The sequence below is a fragment of the Abyssisolibacter sp. ZYX002 genome (assembly GCF_056892235.1).
Genome location: NZ_JARMXH010000008.1, coordinates 91,097 through 110,010, shown reverse-complemented (window position 1 = coordinate 110,010; position 18,914 = coordinate 91,097). Strand labels below are relative to the sequence as shown.

Sequence of the window (18,914 nt, the reverse complement as noted above, 5' to 3'; positions counted from 1 at the left end):
CAAAGGAGGAATTGAAATGGCTCTTATGACTGTGAGACAATTAAAACATCAAGCATGCCTTGATAAACTAAGAAATATTGGATGTACTGTTATTAATATTGAAGGTGTTATGTTCTTGATTAAGTATAAACTAAAAAACAATATGAAATTAACTTATTTTTATCATTTAAATGATGATAATACTTATTTTCTTGAAAGAATTAAACCCTATGTTGTTGAAGCTGGAACGTTTGATACTGAAGAAGAAATTGTAAATTCTATTATTGTTGATATAAATCAATTTATAAATGCTTCTAATAGTAAAAACTTTGGCGATTTTATAGATCTGACTACTAAACTCTCAAATAATGTTAAGTCTTTTGATGATTTGTTTTTACATTATAATATTTCTAAGGAAGACGTAGCTTCTTTTAATAAGCTTATATCAGAGTTTTCTTCTATGATGTCTTGTATTAAAGAACATAGTGAAGAAATAAAAATATAAAACTATTGCTTATGCAAAATACTCGGGCTAAAGTTATTACTATCCCGAGTATTTATATTTTAGCTTTTTAAAACCATAAATAGCTGATTTATTCTGTATTAACATTTTTATTTCATTATCATCATCTTTTTTACCAATCACTTTACACCTATTAAGCAAAGTATGATAAAACTCATTTCCTTTATTAAATTTAAAAACATTAGGATATGAATGATTCTTTATTTCTAGTTGCTCTGGACTAATTCTACCCTTTCTTAGCTTTATCAAATATGAAATCAAGTTTTTTATGAAACTCTTATTTATGAAGTCTAACTGTATTTTTTTATTGCTAAACCCACTCACTATTAAATAATTTGTAAATGTAGCTTCTACACTCTCATACGTGTTTACTTTATCTTTTATAATATTTAGACTCTCTCTAAATACACTAAATCTATTACTATTAATGCTATTTAACATATTAAGCATTTCAATCCTACATCTTTCAAAGTCTATGATATATTTTCCGTTGTAGGTTTTTAAGCTAAATTTAAACTCTATATTTTCTATTATATCTTTGACTGATATATTAATGATATCTTGTTTTATTTCTTTTATAATCGTGTCATAATTTATGTCTAAATCATTCACTATATTATAATATATTCTTGCTAATGCTATCGTCTCTATTAAATTTTCTATATTTCCTGTTGTTTTAAATGCTACTTTGATTATTTCATCTGTAATTACTTTAAAGTCATTATTGACTATAATTATTGGCAGTATTCTTGAAGTTAAACTATCATCATACTCTTTCCAATATATGTCAGCATTACTTAAGTTTAAGCTTTTATTTGAGGATATCTTGTATTCCTGCCATAGATCAAGCTCTTTTCCCAATCTTGTAATATCACAGTTAACACTAATCTCTTTTAATGAAGGTATTAGGGATTTAATCATAATAATCATTTGTTGTGATATATACGACATACAAAGCTGTCCTCTATGATAAAAAGTATATTGGTTATACTTTTTATTTTTTTTGAAATTTATACAATCACCTATTACTGAATTTAATACTAGGTTCTCTATTCTTTCCTCTAACATACTTCCTCCTGTACTTTACTGAACTCATACACAGTGTGCAAATATATTGTATCATTTAATCAACTGTTAATACAATACTTATTGTATTAACACAAGGACTATTGTTTTAACAATAGGACAGACTGTAGACAAAAGCCCAATTTTTTTGCGTTGCTCCAAAATCTCCGTTGCTCACTTATGTACTGTACATTGAATTTCCTAGTAAAACTTGCGTGCCGTTATTCTACTATTAGTAATAATACAAGATAAAAAAATAGAGAATATCATTTAAATGACATTCTCTATCTTCTTACCTTAATCGGTTCTAGATCTATTTAGGAATATTACGCCTATTACTATTAATCCTATAGGTATTATTGATCTTTCTATTGTGCTTGAAACATTATAATAAAGGTTCATTCCTAAAAATCCTGTAGATGCTTTAAGTAAATTCTTTAGTAGTATATATCCTCCGAATATTAACAATCCTATACCTAATTTCTTATTACTTATTCCTTTTATAAAATCTATATCTATGTCTACTACGTACTCATCTTTTACTTTTATACCACTTCTTATTTTTTTCTTAATCTGATGAGCGTCAAAGAAACTATAAAACCATACGATAAAAGTTGCAGCTACAAAAACTGATGGTAAAACTTCTGCCATAAGTATTATAGAAACTATAAATGCTGTGAGAAGCTGTATCCCTCTATGCATCAATCCCATATACATCTGAGCTGCTCCTGGTATTAATGAAGTTATAAATGTTAAGAATGGATTGCAATGCACTCTAATAATATATTCTTGTTCTCTAATTTCTTTTTTCTGTAGTTCTACTTTAGCATCTGTACTACTAATATCTTCATAACAATCTTTGCATATTATTTTACCGTTATATTTTATAGAACATTCTTCACAAATTAATTTACCACAATCTAAGCACCTACATTGTGCATCTTTGTTTTTGTGATTACTACATTTCATATATGTTTTACCTCCATTTTAATTATCAAATATATTTAAAAAATCTAAATCTGTAATAAACTCAACTATTGTATTAAGTTTTTTATTGATGGATCTTGTTATTGAGTACTTTTTGCTTATAATGTTATTTACACTACTTTCTATAGTCGTATCTGCAAATGAAATATTAACTATCGATATTAATATACCAGCAGCAACCAAACTAGATCCCCATAATCTATAAGCTTTTCTTTTATATCTCTTCGATTTTTCATTTATTTTACTAATCTCGTTCATGATATTATTGGTTAAATCAGATGGTGGACTTAGTAGTTGTAAATTTGATAATGATTCAAATACTTCTTCCATTTCATTAAATTCTCTATTACAGTCATCACAGTGAGCTAAATGCTCTAATAACTCCTTTTTTTCTTCATCTTTATTACTATTATATAATTCAAACATCTTATTTGAAAAATCATCACATTTCAATACTATCACCTCCATTTTTGCTTTTGTTAAGGATTTCTCTCAGTTTTCTTCTAGCTCTATACAGTCTTGTTTCCACTGTTTTAACTGGTATATCTAGTACTTCTGATATTTGGATATAACTTATATTGTTAAAATGATAAAGGTTTATCACACTTTTGTATTTGTCTGGCAACTCTCTTATTGCTTCATGTAGTTCTATGTTTTTTTCGTCCAACAAAATACTATCCTGAGGTGATATTTTATCATCTTTAACTTTAGACAGTGCTTTGTGTGAATCATTTACTATTTTAGGGCGTTTTTTCTTTGACCAATCTATACATACATTAGTAGCTACTTTATACAACCATGTAGAAAATTTACTGTCAAATTTAAATTTGTTTAAACCTTTATATACTTTTATAAATATCTCTTGGGTTAAATCTTGAGCTTCTACGTAGTCTTTGGTATAGCTATATGCCATAGAAAAAATCCTATCTTTATATAAGTCGACTATATTTTTAAATTCTTCATGAAATCCATCCTTGATCCGTTTCAAAATTTCTACTTCATTCAAGAATCATTCCTCCAATAATTACGTTATTTAGTCAAATTAATATCTCCATGTCTAACTCTTATGTTAAATTTACCTTTATCATTGTTTATTTTTGTCTTCAATTTGTGAATATTCTTATCAACTTTAATTAGGTCATTTAACTCAAATGAATCTGCTACATCTTTTATAGTACCATACTCTGTAAATATATCAAATTCTCCACCTTGTTCTTCATTGAGTTTTAAGTTCACATCTCCATGCTCATTTGTTATTTTTATAGTGTCATTGGCTTTATCTTCGAGGTCAATATCTATATGCCCATGACGGTTCCTTATATCGCATCTCTCTTTAACATTTTTTATCTCTATATTTCCATGTTCATTTTCTACATACATACCTTTTAATACTTCATCTGCTTCTATTCGTGAATGACTTGAGTTTACATTAACTTTCCCTTTTATGTTCTTTATTTTGATTTCTCTAAATGAAGCTCTTAATTTAACATCTCTTTCTATATTTTCTAAGTCAATTTCGCTATGTTCACTATCTATATCAGCATTACCTTGTATATTGAAAACTTTTATTTTTCCATGTCTATTATTTAGTTTAACATCTCCATTTACATTATTTACTGTCATATCACCGTGAGAACTTATTGCTTCTATTTCATTGGTATCGGTAAGACATATATCTCCATGCCTATTTGTTACTTTTATACCAGCTTTCACTTGCTTTATTTCTACGTCCCCAAATCCATTTACTACATCCAGTTTAATATCTTTAGGTAATGTTATATCGTAATCTATAGAAATACTCTTTATTAATCTTTTGTTATAGCTTGTTTTGCCAGATTTTATATCTATTGATGTGTCGTATTCTTTTACTCGTATTAATTCAGCGGCAAGTTTATCTGCGTATTCTTCATCATTATTTTTTATTGTTATTTTTGCTTCAATATTAATTTTGTCTACATCACCTTTTTTTATATACACCTCTCCGTATTCATTATCTAACTCTAATTTTTGTTGGTTATTTAATGGTATTTTATATTCTTTCGTGTATTCTGAATGATATTTTGAATAATTACTTATAAACATGATATTCCCAAAATCACCCTCTGCATAACTAAGTACTTTCAGTATAAAAATCATTACTATTATTATGAATATACTTGATTTACTGTAAACATATTTTATATCCTTTTTTCTTCTGTCTGTTATAGCTTTTGTAAACAGTATCTCAATACCTAACAGTATAATAATACAAGGCCATATTATATTCAGTACATTATTGATATTGAAATCTACAAACTGATATATTAAGTATGTTACCCCAACTACTATAAAAGTTATTGCTAATGTTATGATTCCTATTCGTTTTTTTTCCATATCAAACCTCCTTAAGTTTGCTCTCTATATTTTAGACGATGCTACTTTCTTATTCACTTCATTTCTTATAAAAAAACCTGCAATTTCATATTTGCAGGTTTTAATGTTATTCATTAGTTTTTTGAGAAATAGTTTTAAATTCGTTACTGTAGACATTTATAAATTTAACGACTTTTCTTGAATATGAGCTCTCTTGTGGTCTTTTTTCGCCAGCTCTTGATGCCATATGCTTGCGTAAACCACCTCTGCCTCTATTGTATGCTGTTAGCATTTTATGAATGTCATTATCATATTTATTCTCTAGATATTTTAAATGTTCTGTAAATATGTTTACATTGTACCTCACATCATAAAGGTATTCACGTTTGTAATCTATATTTAATCTCTTGGCTGTCAATCTAGCTGTATCGTCCATAAGTTGACCTATTCCAATTTCTCCTGAACGACCTACAACCTTATGACGAAAATCACTCTCTACTTTCATTACAGCCATTATTGTGAAAATATTCAAATTCTTATCTTCACATAAATCTATCAGAAATCTAGTATTTTCATCATTAAATCTAGCTCTTAACTTAATATAGTTTGACAATTCAATTTTATTCATAATATTTGGTACTATAACTGTATCTATAGTATTTATTTTAGTAGTTGTTTCTAATGTCGCTAATGCTATAACTTGGCTTTCGTTATCATAGTTCATGTTGCTTCTAGCGAAAACACTATTGCTAACTAAAATAAATATTATTGTCATGCTAACAATAACTTTTTTATCCATTTTTTTCCCTCCTTAAAAACAACACGAGCCACATTATATAATATAGTGATATCCAAGTCAACAATTTTTTATAACTATCGACAAATTTTAATTATTTGTAACATAGGATAATATAGCATGATATTCTAAACATATAGATTTTTAGTAGTTTTTTTGCATTATAAAAGACATCATTTTAACAATCAATGATGTCTTTTATTTTAACCTAAATTACTCATGGAACATTGATAAATATGCTGTAGTTTTCTAAATTACAGTATTTCAGCGATTTTGAAAGCGTACTGGGTGTACGGTGAAAAAGTGATGGATATATTGTAATTAGAAAGATGCAATATAGTTATTATTTTTCTGTGAATAATTTAGGTTTAATATTAATTTTTTTACATTTTATCTGGTGCTTTTATACCTAATAACGATAACGCTGTCTTTATTACAGTTTTTGTGCAGTAAACTAATAATAATCGTGCTTTTTTAAGCTCTAAATCTTCTACATTTATATGACAGCTGTTATAGAATCTATTAAAAGCTTGTGCTATATCAACCGTATGTCTTGTTACTAGTGAAGGTTCATTTTTATGCATAGCATCTATAACAACTTTTTTGAAACCTTCAAGTTCTTTAATTAAATGTAATGACTCTTCATTTGTAATCAAAGAAAAATCTACATTTTCATCTACCTTGATTCCAGCTTTTTCTATCAAGCTATTTGCTCTGGCATGAGCATATTGTACATAAGGACCTGTTTCGCCTTCAAATGTAAGTGTTCTATCCCATGAAAATGTATAATCTTTTATTCTATTGTTTGAAAGCTCTTGGAACATTATTGCCCCGATACCAACTTGTTTTGCTACTTCTTCTTTGTTTTCTAGATTTGGATTTTTAGTTGTTATAATCTCTTTTGTTTTTTCTACTGCTTTTGTCAGTACTTCTTCTAGAAAAACAACTCTTCCTTTTCTTGTTGACATTGTTCCTTCTTCTAAACTCACTGTTCCAAATGGTACATGTATGCAATCATTTGCCCATTCATGGCCCATTAACTCTATTACTTTAATCCATTGCCTAAAATGTAGTGCTTGAGTTGCTCCAACTACATAAATATTCTTATAAAAATCATAAGTATCTTTTCTATATTTTGCTGCCGCTATATCTCTAGTCATATACAATGTTGATCCATCACTTTTTGTGATCAACGCTGGTGGCATATCATATTCCTCTAAATCAACTATTTTAGCTCCTTTTGAATCCTGTAATAATTCTTTTTCGTTTAATTCTTCTATAATTTGTGGCATTTTATCTGAATAGAAGCTTTCTCCTGCATATGAATCAAATTCTATATCAAGCATACCATAAACTTTACTAAACTCTTTTAAGCTTATATCTCTAAACCATGTCCATAATTCAAATGCTTCTTCATCATTGTCTTCTAGCTTTTTAAACCATGCTCTAGCTTCATCTTCTAGTTCTGGATGACTTTCTGCTTCATCATGGAATTTAACATATATTTTTAATAGTTCTTTAATTGGATTAGCTTCTATAGCTTCTTTATTGCCCCACTTTTTATATGCTACTATTAATTTTCCAAATTGCGTTCCGTAGTCTCCTAGATGGTTTATACTTATTGCATTAAATCCTAAAAATTTATATATTTTGAATAATGAGTTTCCTATTACTGTACTTCTAATATGCCCTATATGGAAAGGTTTTGCTATATTTACTGATGAAAACTCAACTATAACATTTTTTCCTTTCCCTATATCTGTAGCACCAAATTTATCTTGTTTCTTGCAAATCTCTTTAAGCACACTCTCTACAAATAGCTTTTTATTAACAAAAAAGTTAACGTAACCACTTAAATTTTGTATTTTCTCAAAATATTCGTTTGCTTCTAACTTCTTCGCTAATTCTTCTGCTATTATATTAGGTGCTTTTCTAAATATCTTAGCTAATTTAAAGCAAGGAAATGCATAATCCCCCATATCGTAATTTGGTGGCACTTCTACTAGTTTTTCTAATTCTTCTATACTCATTTCTTTAACTTCATTTTGTAAAGCCTCTAGTAAATGTTTTTTAAAATCAATCATTCTTATTCCTCCAATTATTATTTTACGGTAATATAAAAATACAAAAGCTCTCATCTCTGTATTAATAAATAAAACAAGAGACGAGAGCTTGCCCGCGTTACCACTCTATTTGATATACTATCCTTTTAGAATAATATTATCCACTCAATAATTTTAACGCAATCAACGTCATACTATACTTTATTTCCAGTATGCTTCTTAGAGATTCTTTTCAAATGTAAGATTTTATTGAGCTTTCACCATCCTCAACTCGCTTAGAAACTACTTATATTCTACTGTTCTCTTCATTGAATTTATATATTATTTTATGAGTATATCACATATTAACTATTCTTTCAAGATTCCTTTTTACCTATTACTTGTCTGGAAAAAAGTCCACATTGTATTCAAATTCTTTTGTCATATCTACACCATTTAAGTTGTTTATTGTTTGCCCATTTATAGTAAATACTACTTTTTCTATGTCTTCTGCTACTGTCAACGTGTTAATAACACCTGCTAAGGATAACATTGTATTGTATACATCACCCTTCATATTGTCTTGAAACTCTTTTGAAAAATCAACTATTGCTTTGTTACCATCTATCTTTAGGCCAAGTAGTTTTGTACCACTAGGTATTGGTGATACTAAACCGTTAAATTCTCCAAAATCTATTAGATGCTGAAGTGCTATTTCTTTTATAGTTTTAGTTTTTAATCTTTCATCATTACTCTTTATTGACATTGTCTGGCTTACTATATTAGGATATCCTTTTTCTTTTAAAAATAATACATAATCTATATCTGTATTATCTGTAGATTCTTTGCCCTCTTCAGGACTATTGTTCTTATCCTCATTATCCTTTATTTTGTTTACATCGTTGTTTTTGTTAGCATCACTTGTTTCATCCTCTTTTGAACACCCTATCATCAGTGACATTGATAATATTATGATCATTGCTACTATCATTATTTTTTTCACATTTCGTCCCCCTATTCTTTCTTATTCTTTGTACCTTAATAAATCTGTATAATTTTCTTCATCATAAACACTTATATGATTTTCTGACAATAGTTTAGCTGTTAATCCATTTCCCTCTATTATATTACCACTAAATGTGCCATCATAGATTAAACCATTACCACACGATGGGCTTCTTTGCTTTAGTATTGCATTTTTTACATTTGCAAGCTTAGCTATTTTCAGCGTCTCTTTAGCCCCTTTTACAAATTCCTTTGTTACATCGTTTCCTTTACAGTCTTTTACTGTTATTGTACCATCCTCGATTACTATTTCAGATGGATTTCTTGGTGTTGTTAGCCCTCCTAATTGCTCTGGACAAACTGGTATTGCCTTTCCTTCTTTTATAAGCTTTGCTATATCTTCTATTATAACACTTTCACAATTATATCTGCAATCTAGCCCAACTAAACATGCACTAACAAGTATCATACTTTTTCTGTCTCCTTTCGCTAATTCAGCTCGACTACTGTAACTCCTGTTCCACCCTCGCTAAACGCACCTTGTTTATAGGTTTTCACATGTTTATGGCTTTTTAACAGTTGTCTAATCCCTTGTCTTAATGCTCCTGTTCCTTTTCCATGTATTATTGTTACCATACCTAAATTGGATATATATGCATCATCTAAATACTTATCTACATCTAACATAGCTTCCTCTATGGTTTTTCCTCGGATATCTATATTCATTTTTACTCCTCTGGTTTTACTCTTTATGAATTTCTTAGTTGATTTTACTATATCCTTGTTTTCTTCGTTTTTTGCAAGTTGGAGATTTGAAAGATTTATTTTTACTTTCATTATCCCTACCTGTACTAACACATTTCCACTCTCGTCAGGAAGCTCAATAACTGTACCTATCTGATTCAGATTTACAACTTTAACTGTATCTCCAATAGATAAACTCTTTGGTGGCTTGTAGTTTGGTACATTAAGCACATCCTCTGTAAGCTGCGAATTTATTTTATCAATCTTAGTTTTAAGCTTATCTTTTGACTCTTGTAATTTCTTTCTATGTTCTTTTTCTATATCAGTTGATATTTTTTGTATTCCTTTTATAATACTCTCTGCTTCTTCTTTTGCCTCAGCTAGTATTTTTCTAGCTTCTACTTTTGCATTTTTTTGAGCATCTCTCTTAATCTTAGTAATTTTCTCTTTTTGATTTATAAGCTCTTCTTTTAGCTGTCTTACTTCTTCTTTTAGCATTTGTGATTCTTCTCTGTTTTTTAGTGCCTTTACTCTATCCTTCTCTATATCTGATAGGATATCTTCAAATTGTATATTTTCTCCTGATATCTGGCCTTTAGCGCCATCTATTATGAAATCTGGTAGTCCCAGTCTTTTACTAATTTCAAATGCATTTGATTTACCTGCAACCCCTATTAATAGCTTATATGTAGGACTTAGTGTCTCTACATTAAACTCAACAGCTGCGTTCTGTACTTTATCATTGCTTAAAGCATAAAGCTTTAATTCACTATAGTGAGTGGTTGCTACTGTTCTTATATCTCTTTTATTTAGATGCTCTAGTATAGATATCGCTAATGCTGCACCTTCAACTGGATCAGTTCCTGCTCCTAGTTCATCAAATAACACCAAGCAGTTATGCTTAACATGTTTAAGTATGTCTATTATGTTTGTCATATGCGCTGAAAATGTACTTAAGCTTTGCTCTATACTTTGTTCATCTCCTATATCTGCAAATACATCTTCAAACACATTTATTGTACTACCCGATGCTACTGGTAAGTGTAAACCTGCTTGAGCCATAAGTGTCATTAAACCTATTGTCTTTAATGTTACTGTTTTACCACCTGTATTTGGCCCTGTTATCACTAATGAAGTAAACTCTTTGCCTACATAAATGTCTATAGGCACTACTTCTTTTTTGTCAATCAATGGATGTCTTGCTTTTTTCATTGACACATAACCGTCTTTGTTTAATTTAGGATTTACTCCATCCATGTCTATTGCTAGATGCCCTTTTGCAAATATAAAATCTATCTTAGCAAGTATCTTCATGTTCTTGTGTAATTGGTCAACTATTTCTGACACCATAGCCGATAGCTCACTAAGTATTCTTTTTATTTCTTCTTCTTCATCTAATTTTAGTTTATTTAATTCATTGTTCATATTCACTATTACCATAGGCTCTACAAACAATGTTGCTCCACTCGATGATTGATCGTGTATCATCCCACCAAACTGTGACCTGTATTCTTGTTTTACTGGTACAACAAATCTATCATTCCTCATTGTTACTAGGCTATCTTGCAAGTATTTTTTGTTTTGGGTTGAATTTATTATTGATGATAGTTTACTTCTTATTGACTGCTTTTTAAGCTCTATTTTTCTTCTCAATGATCTAAGTTTATTACTCGCATTATCTGATATTTCTTCTTCTGAAATTATTGCATTATATATACTATCCTCAATATCCTTGTATTCGTGTAACTGCTCAATTAAACTCTCTATTAATTGATAATGACTTCTTTTATCCCCTTTATCATTGCTGATAAATGACTTTACTCTCCTAGCTGCTCTGAGTAAATCGGCTGTATATATCAATCCCTTTGGTGATAATACTGCGCCTATTTTGGCTCTCCTAAGCTGATTATTTATGTCTCTTACTCCTCCTAATGGCGGAGTTCCTCTTTTTAAAAGTACATTCATTGCTTCATTAGTTTCTTGTTGCATTGTTTTAACAATTTCGTATTCAGATGATGGTTTTAATTCTTTTACCATCTCTTTACCTATGCTTGAAGCAGCTTTATCCTCTAGCATAGAAATTATCTTCTGATATTCTAATACTCTTAATGCTCTCTCATTCATTTTTCTTTCTCCTTATAATACACCTCTATAATAATGTCCTTTTGTAATTTGCGTCTTCTTTTTAAACTCTTTAACGAATTCTTTTAATTCCTGTTTATCACAAAAACTATTTAGATAGTCGTAATACATTGTCTGTATTTCTCTAATACCACTATCTTCTATTGTAAAATCTAATCTAAGATAATCTACATTCATATTTTTAAATTCATGTAAATACTCTAACATCATCAATGGTTCGCTATTATATATTATTGTATAATCACCATTTCTCCTAAATGGGAATATCTTTCCTATTCTATCTTTAAGCCCTAGTTTTTTACCTGTACACTGATTACAATCTGTACATTTTATGACTTTAGAAATAGGGCAATATTTTGTTATCATAGTCTGATAATAGCCATACACTACTGATTCGCTACAGCTAATTGTATGGTTTGACATTTCTTTGATTTGCTCTAATGAAAGTTCTAGCGAATATGTAAAGCTATTTGCTCTATAGTTACTTAGATAATCGATTGAATAGTTATTGAAAATATTAAAGCCCTCGTCTATGTGTAATATATAATCTGTATTTTTTAAGGCATTAAGCATCCCATAATTTGATACACAAATACCATCTATGTTTTTAATTTTTGTTATTTTATCAACTACAGAGTCTATCTGATTGTTTGATATGATTCTATCAGTTCTTATATAAACTTCTATATCTTTTATATGCTCCATCAAATATTCATCTAATCCATCAAAATATCTAACATACAACCTATCAACTTTAGTTAAATCTAACTGTTTTAATTGTAATAATGTATTTACTGAAATTGAAAGTTTTTTACTACTTTTTTTATCGTTATTTTTTAGCTTTAGAAGTTCTTCTTTATTGATTTTACTTACATTTATGATTTTTCTTTTATTAAAGTTAGCATTTATATTTTCTAATTTTTCTATAGCTTCCCTTCTAAGTTGATTGAGCTTACTAACAGGTACTATTATGTTATCATCCATATCTATGTTTATTTCATCTATGGTAAATATACTATTTCCTGCTTTACTTAGCTGTTTATTTATAATATCAGCTGTAGTTGGTTTGTTTCTTGCTTCTTCTATTATATAGTCACTATTTACTTGTACATAGTTATTATTATCATCACATGCTGTTAGTACCGGGGTTTCTCCTTTTTTGAGTTTTATGAATAGATTGAGTGATTTTGTTTTATTGGTTTTAATATCTTTATAAGTATCTGCTGCTTTTTGATTTAGAAGATAATCAGAAGTTTTCATAACTTTTGATGAGGCATACACACCTGATATATAAGGAATATCGACCGATTTACCTCTTTTTGCATGATCTGTTACTTTTCCACCTACAGTTATCTTATTGATTTTCATTCCTTTGCTTTCCATTCCTTCATCTACAAACTGTATACCGTCTCCCTTGTGTAAATCTTCATCTAATTTTATGGTTATATATCTATCCTTTTTTACTCTTGTGACGATACCAAGATATATACCTTTATTATTTGCTCTATCTAGTGATACCATATTTGGAGATTTTTCACCTAATATAAATCCCTTTGTGAAGCCTCTGTTAAATGCTTGCTTCATTTCTTTGATATCTTGGGATGTTATATTTTCTAATCCTTTATTCGATACTCTATCTAGTGCTTTTCTATATTTTGATACAATAGTCGCAACATACTCTGGCCTTTTCATTCTTCCTTCTATTTTTAATGACATAAGCCCTGAATCTACTATTTGTCTTATTTGCTCTATTGTCATAAGGTCCTTTAAACTCAATATGTATTTATTTATTAAGCTTTCGTTTATGTACTCTCCACTTTCTAAGTCTACTAGTGAATATGTCATTCTACATGGCTGTGCACACCTTCCTCTATTACCACTTCTCTGCCCTATAAGGCTACTCATAAGACACTGCCCTGAATAAGAAACACAAAGAGCACCATGAATAAAACCCTCTAGCTCTAGATGAGTTTTGGATTTGATATCTTTTATATCATCAAACTCTACTTCTCTAGCTAATACTACTCTTTTAAATCCACAGTCTTCTAAAAATTGTACGCCTCTATAGTTATTTATGGTCATCTGAGTGCTTGCATGTAACTCAAAATCTGGCAATACTTTTTGTACTATCTTAACTAGCCCCATATCTTGAACTATAATAGCATCAACGTCTATATTATAAAGGAATATTATATAATCTATCGCTTGTTTTAGTTCCTCATTGTTTAGTAGTATATTTAAAGTCACATACACTCTAACTCCACATAGATGAGCTAACTCGACTGCAGTCTTCATCTCTTCGTTGTTAAAGTTTGATGCATACTGACGTGCATTGAATAGTTTGCCACCCAAATATACTGCATTAGCTCCGTTTTTGACTGCTGCATACAGTGATTCCATGCTTCCAACTGGTGCTAATATTTCTATGTCTCTTTTCATGTTTTCCTCCCAAGCCTACCGCAAACCTCTTTATTCATATAGCTTTTTGAATTCTTCAAGTTCTTTTTTTGTTTGTAGCATTTCAACGTGATTTTCAAATAGCTTATTTTGAAGCTGGTTTATTTTCTCATGACAACTCTCAAGCTCAGCTTCTTTTAATTTAATAGTTTCTTCTTGTTGTTTGCATTTCTTTTGATATTTATCGTTTTCTTTTTTTAAATCATCACTACTTTGTATGTAATATTTGTTTTGCTCTATTAGTTTTGTGATTTCTTCACTATTATATTCTAGTTGTTTTTTTGCAGAGTCAAGCTCATTCAACGGTACTTTAATCTCTTTTTTTAACTCTTCAAGTTCTTTATCATTTTTATAAAGCTTATCAGCTATAGTAAATGCAGTTAATACTCCAGCCATAGACTGGCGTAACTTAGAATTTTGGGAAATTATCTCTTTCATAATCGAATCTACATACTCCGCAATCAAATGAATATAGTCTTCTGATTCTTTCCCGATGACTGTATAGTCTTGTCCATTTATTCTAACTATGACTTTATTTTTATCAGTCATATCAAAACCTCTCTTTCAAAAGATAAAATGTTTATTTTATCACAGCATTATTCATATATTTCTTGCAATATACATACTTTTCCTGCATATCTAGTTATATTTATAATTATATAACATTTAGCTTGCTTATGTATAGTTTTATTGTAGATTCTTATGAAAATGTTGATATTTTAAAGTAGTACTGCGTATATTTATAATTAAAAAAGATAGCATTGTACTATCTCTTTATATTTTTATTTATGGTTTCTATGGAACTAAAAATCATAAAATACTTCTATATTTTACCTTGCTAGTCTTCTAGCATCTTGAGATTGTATGACTCTAAAACCAAGTCGCCTATATATATTTTGTGCTTTTTCATTACTTTGCAATGCATTTAAGTAAACTCCATCTTCGTTTTGTTCTAATCCTCTATTTACTGTATATTCTAATATCTTTCTACCATAACCTTTACCTTGGTATTCTAGACTTACAAAAAACAGCTCTATTTCTGCGTTTTTAACCATAGAAACACCAACAATCTTTTCATTTTCTAAGAATAAGTAAATGTACTCTTTTTCTTGTAGTGTTTCTTTTCTACTACTTTCTAATGCTTCTTTGCTAGCACTTAAATACCAGTTGTATGGCTTTATATCGTTTTCTTTTCTTAGTGCTGTAAACGCTTCGCTTTCGAGTCTGATTTTATCTTCATAGTAGCTATCTTCATACTTTTGTACATATATTTCTGGTTCTTTAAATTTATCACCCTTATATTCAAAACGATTTATCGAATACCAATATTCAAACCCTATTTCATCAAATAATTCTTGCCAATTCAAGTTGTCTTTTACATGATATATTTCTATAAAATCTACTGAATTCTCAACTAAAAACTTATTTGCTTCTTCCCAAAGTGCTAAACCCACTGGTTTTATTTGTTCGTTAGATGCAATCCCCATTTCTACGTAGCAATAAGTACCACTCCTAGCTAAACGAATGAATCCTTGTATCCCATTATCTTCATATACTAAAATCTTTGTAGCTCTCTCTAGACTTTCTATTTCCTCTGGCATCGCTAAATATTCTAATGTATATAATCTTATTATCTCTTCTATATCTGATTGCTTATAATCTCTTATCATATGTTTATCGCTCCTTTTACTCTTATTAAGTATCGCCACACAGAATTTTTTAATATATACCTCTTACCAAAAAAATAATGTTATATAAATTATACATTTATTATAATATCGATTCAACAAAAAACTGCAAATATCTCACTTTATATACAAAAACACACTATTTTAAAGCAGTGCTTTTATTTAGTTCCATATACATTTTTTATTTATGTTTAGCTTGTTTATTTACTATTTTACTTTTAATAACTTCATAGAAGCTAAATACAATATATATACCTGTATAATTTAAGAAAATGTCTCTATAAGCTGTTTTTCCTAATTCCTCAATAAAACTGTTTAGCCAAACATAAAACAGAATAATCATTAAAGTACCTACATAGTGTATCAGTGTGGCAAATTTTGTTTTATCCCTAAGCCATATAAACACTGATAGTGATGATATACATATTACACATACCATAAAGCGATTGATTATGTGTAGATGTGTATCTGTTGTATTACCTATTATCAAATTTATAATTCCACTAAATAACGTTACAATAGTAAATGCCTGACAAATCAAAGTTAACATCCGTTTTAATTTCATAATTCCCCCCAAGTTTTCATTTGTTTCATATTATTCACTTAAAGTCTTACTTATTCATAAAAAAGAGCCACGCATATAAGCGTAGCTCAATTATCCTGAAATTATTACTGTATTTTTAAAAAACAATAACACCAATTTAAATACAAATTGATTATTTTTTTATAATTTTATTTATTATCTTTGACTAGCACCAAGCTCTCTCTCAAGTGAGTCTAGTATCTTTTGATGAACTTTTGCTATATCATCATCTGTCAGTGTCTTTTCGTATGATCTGTACTTTATTGAATACGCAACGCTTTTCTTGTCCTCTGGTATCTGCGAGCCTTTGTAAATATCAAATAAAGCTACACTCTCTACTAGCTTACCACCATTATTATTGATTACTTTTTCTATGTCTTTTACTAATACATCATCACTAACTACTACAGCAATATCTCTTGAGATTGCTGGATATTTAGGTAATGGTGTATATTTTTTCTTCATATTACTTAGTAGCGCTAACATCTCTATATCAAGCTCTGCAACATATGCTCTTTCTTTCATTCCATAGTTCTTTAATACGCTTGGATGAATCTCTCCAAGTATACCTAATACGTGATTTCCCTTTACTATACTACCTGTTCTTCCTGGATGGAATGATTTGTGTTGTTTCTCTGGTTCATATTCATAGTCCTTGATGCCTAATCTCTCTAATACTAACTCTACCACTGCTTTAAGCTTGTAGAAATCCACATCTTTATACATGCCTATTGTAACCGTTGAAGCCTCATATGGTAAGCTTGCTACTTCGCCTTTTTGTATAAATATCTTTCCTACCTCATAAACATATGCTTTTTCTACTCCATGTTTGTAGTTTTTAGATAGCACCTCTAATGAGTTTGGTATTAGTGTAGTTCTCATTACACTATAGTCTTCTCCAAGTGGATTCAACAGCTTAACGCTTTTTCTCTTCATACTATGCTCTGGAAGACATATCTTGTCATAAGCTTTTGGACTTATGAATGAATATGTTGTGATCTCGTTTAGTCCAGCTCCTGTTAGTACATCTTTTATTACGTCTTCTATGTTTCTTAGTGTTGATTTATCCCCTTTTGTCAATGCACCAAGTAGTGGTTTTGGCTCTATATTGTGGAAACCGTATATTCTACCAACCTCTTCTATTAAATCTGTCTCTATATTTATATCCTGTCTAAATGTAGGAACTACTGTGTTTATTATCCCATCTTTTAACTCTGCTCTTAGTTCTAGCTTGTTTAATATTTCTACCATTTTTTCTGTAGGTATATCTGAACCTAAAAGTTTATTTGCATTAGCTGGGTTTAGGGTAACTACCTTATCTTGATAGTCTTTGTCTCTTTCGTCATAGTATCCTTTTACTACTTCTCCTGCCCCTAGCATCTCTATAAGCTGACAAACTCTTAATGCAGCTATTTCTGATAAACCTGGATCTAAATCTTTTTCGTATTTCGATGATGCCTCTGTTCTTAGTCCTACTTCTTTAGCTGTAAGTCTTACGTTTCTACCATTGAAGTTTGCTGATTCTATTATTATAGCATTTGTATCTTCTACTATTTCGCTATTTTCTCCTCCCATAACCCCAGCTAAAGCTATAGCCTTATTTTCATCAGCTATTACCAACATTGAATCATTTAATTTTCTCTCTACTGAGTCAAGTGTTGTTATCTTTTCATCAATATTTGCTCTACGCACTATTATTTTTTTGTTATCTATCATCCTTGCATCAAATGCGTGTAATGGTTGACCATATTCAAGCATTACATAGTTTGTTATATCTACTATATTGTTTATTGGTCTCATACCACAGTCCATCAATCTGTTTTGCATCCATTGTGGTGATGGCTCTATTTTTACGTTCTTTACTACTTTTGCATAGTATCTTCTACAAAGCTCTTTATCTTCTATCTCTACTCCATCTAAATACTCACTTATATCTCCTGTTTCTTTTTCTATTTTTATCTCTCTTTGTTTCATATCTGAATTTAAAGTTGCAGCTGTCTCTCTTGCCATCCCCACTATACTAAGACAATCTGGTCTATTAGGTGTTATCTCAAATTCTATTACATAACCTTCTAAGTCAATTACTTCATTGATATCTATTCCTAATGGATAAGGCTTTTTGAGTATGTGTATGCCTAGCTTCTCACTCTCTGGTAATAACTGTTCATCTTTTCCTAGCTCTATCAGTGAACACATCATACCCTCAGATACTTCTCCTCTTAGCTTACCCTTTTTTATCTTTGTTCCATCTGCTAATTTCGCTCCAACTAATGATACTGGGATATAGTCACCTTCTGATATATTTTTTGCTCCTGTTACTATCTGCACTTCTTTACTTCCTATATCAACTGTTGTCACTACTAGCTTATCAGCATTTGGATGTTGCCAAATCTTTTTTATTTGACCTACTACTACATTTTTTATTCCCTTGTCTTTGTTTATAATTGAATCTACATGGGAACCAGACATTGTAAGTCTATCTGCTAGTTCTTTTTCATCTATATTAATATCAACATAATCTTTTAACCATGAAACTGGTACTAACATTCAA

General features: G+C 29.6%; 16 protein-coding genes and 1 other annotated feature. Of the genes, 1 reads left to right on the top strand and 15 read right to left on the bottom strand.

Annotated elements, in window-relative coordinates; genetic code table 11:
* Nucleotides 1-16 precede the first annotated feature (16 nt).
* Nucleotides 17-484 carry a hypothetical protein gene (locus P3X86_RS18145; RefSeq protein ID WP_483294142.1) on the top strand — a complete coding sequence of 156 codons (468 nt, stop codon included), beginning with the start codon at nt 17-19 and terminating at the stop codon, nt 482-484.
* A 39-nt stretch (nt 485-523) separates the two neighbouring features.
* Here the strand turns inward: P3X86_RS18145 and P3X86_RS18140 are convergent, their stop codons facing one another.
* The 15 genes from P3X86_RS18140 to pheT all read right to left on the bottom strand — a co-directional run bounded on the left by P3X86_RS18140 (nt 524) and on the right by pheT (nt 18,910).
* Nucleotides 524-1,570 carry a hypothetical protein gene (locus tag P3X86_RS18140; RefSeq protein WP_483294141.1) on the bottom strand — a complete coding sequence of 349 codons (1,047 nt, stop codon included), beginning with the start codon at nt 1,568-1,570 and terminating at the stop codon, nt 524-526.
* A 294-nt stretch (nt 1,571-1,864) separates the two neighbouring features.
* A complete protein-coding gene (locus tag P3X86_RS18135; RefSeq protein ID WP_483294140.1) occupies nt 1,865-2,536 on the bottom strand; it encodes a B-box zinc finger protein in 672 nt (223 codons plus the stop codon).
* Nucleotides 2,537-2,554: 18 nt separating this feature from the next.
* Nucleotides 2,555-3,007: an anti-sigma factor family protein gene (locus tag P3X86_RS18130; RefSeq protein ID WP_483294139.1), complete on the bottom strand. Its 453-nt coding sequence runs from the start codon at nt 3,005-3,007 to the stop codon at nt 2,555-2,557.
* Nucleotides 2,997-3,560: an RNA polymerase sigma factor gene (locus P3X86_RS18125; RefSeq protein WP_483294138.1), complete on the bottom strand. Its 564-nt coding sequence runs from the start codon at nt 3,558-3,560 to the stop codon at nt 2,997-2,999. Before P3X86_RS18125 ends, P3X86_RS18130 begins: the two co-directional genes overlap by 11 nt.
* Before the next feature lie 23 nt (nt 3,561-3,583).
* Nucleotides 3,584-4,927 (bottom strand): DUF4097 family beta strand repeat-containing protein, encoded by a 1,344-nt coding sequence (locus tag P3X86_RS18120; RefSeq protein WP_483294137.1) that lies wholly within the window; start codon nt 4,925-4,927, stop codon nt 3,584-3,586.
* Between the two features lie 106 nt (nt 4,928-5,033).
* A complete protein-coding gene (locus P3X86_RS18115; protein ID WP_483294136.1) occupies nt 5,034-5,705 on the bottom strand; it encodes a lytic transglycosylase domain-containing protein in 672 nt (223 codons plus the stop codon).
* Nucleotides 5,706-6,085: 380 nt separating this feature from the next.
* Nucleotides 6,086-7,783, bottom strand: a complete 1,698-nt coding sequence (gene argS / locus P3X86_RS18110; protein ID WP_483294153.1) for an arginine--tRNA ligase — start codon at nt 7,781-7,783, stop codon at nt 6,086-6,088.
* A gap of 76 nt (nt 7,784-7,859) precedes the next feature.
* Nucleotides 7,860-8,083: a binding site (T-box leader), on the bottom strand.
* Between the two features lie 58 nt (nt 8,084-8,141).
* Nucleotides 8,142-8,747, bottom strand: coding sequence for a GerMN domain-containing protein (locus tag P3X86_RS18105; protein WP_483294135.1), 606 nt, complete (start codon nt 8,745-8,747; stop codon nt 8,142-8,144).
* A gap of 21 nt (nt 8,748-8,768) precedes the next feature.
* Nucleotides 8,769-9,218, bottom strand: a complete 450-nt coding sequence (locus tag P3X86_RS18100; protein ID WP_483294134.1) for a 2-thiouracil desulfurase family protein — start codon at nt 9,216-9,218, stop codon at nt 8,769-8,771.
* Between the two features lie 20 nt (nt 9,219-9,238).
* Nucleotides 9,239-11,617, bottom strand: coding sequence for an endonuclease MutS2 (locus tag P3X86_RS18095; RefSeq protein WP_483294133.1), 2,379 nt, complete (start codon nt 11,615-11,617; stop codon nt 9,239-9,241).
* A gap of 12 nt (nt 11,618-11,629) precedes the next feature.
* The gene (locus P3X86_RS18090; RefSeq protein ID WP_483294132.1) at nt 11,630-14,074 is read right to left on the bottom strand and encodes a U32 family peptidase; all 2,445 of its coding nucleotides are present in this window, start codon (nt 14,072-14,074) and stop codon (nt 11,630-11,632) included.
* Between the two features lie 30 nt (nt 14,075-14,104).
* Entirely contained in the window at nt 14,105-14,641 is a 537-nt protein-coding gene (locus P3X86_RS18085) for a cell division protein ZapA (protein WP_483294131.1), read from the bottom strand.
* Nucleotides 14,642-14,922: 281 nt separating this feature from the next.
* Complete coding sequence (locus tag P3X86_RS18080) at nt 14,923-15,762, bottom strand: GNAT family N-acetyltransferase (protein WP_483294130.1); 840 nt, start codon at nt 15,760-15,762, stop codon at nt 14,923-14,925.
* 199 nt (nt 15,763-15,961) lie between these two features.
* On the bottom strand, nt 15,962-16,345 hold the full coding sequence (locus P3X86_RS18075; RefSeq protein ID WP_483294129.1) for a DUF6608 family protein: 384 nt from the start codon (nt 16,343-16,345) through the stop codon (nt 15,962-15,964).
* A gap of 174 nt (nt 16,346-16,519) precedes the next feature.
* Entirely contained in the window at nt 16,520-18,910 is a 2,391-nt protein-coding gene (pheT, locus tag P3X86_RS18070; protein WP_483294128.1) for a phenylalanine--tRNA ligase subunit beta, read from the bottom strand.
* Nucleotides 18,911-18,914: the final 4 nt, after the last annotated feature.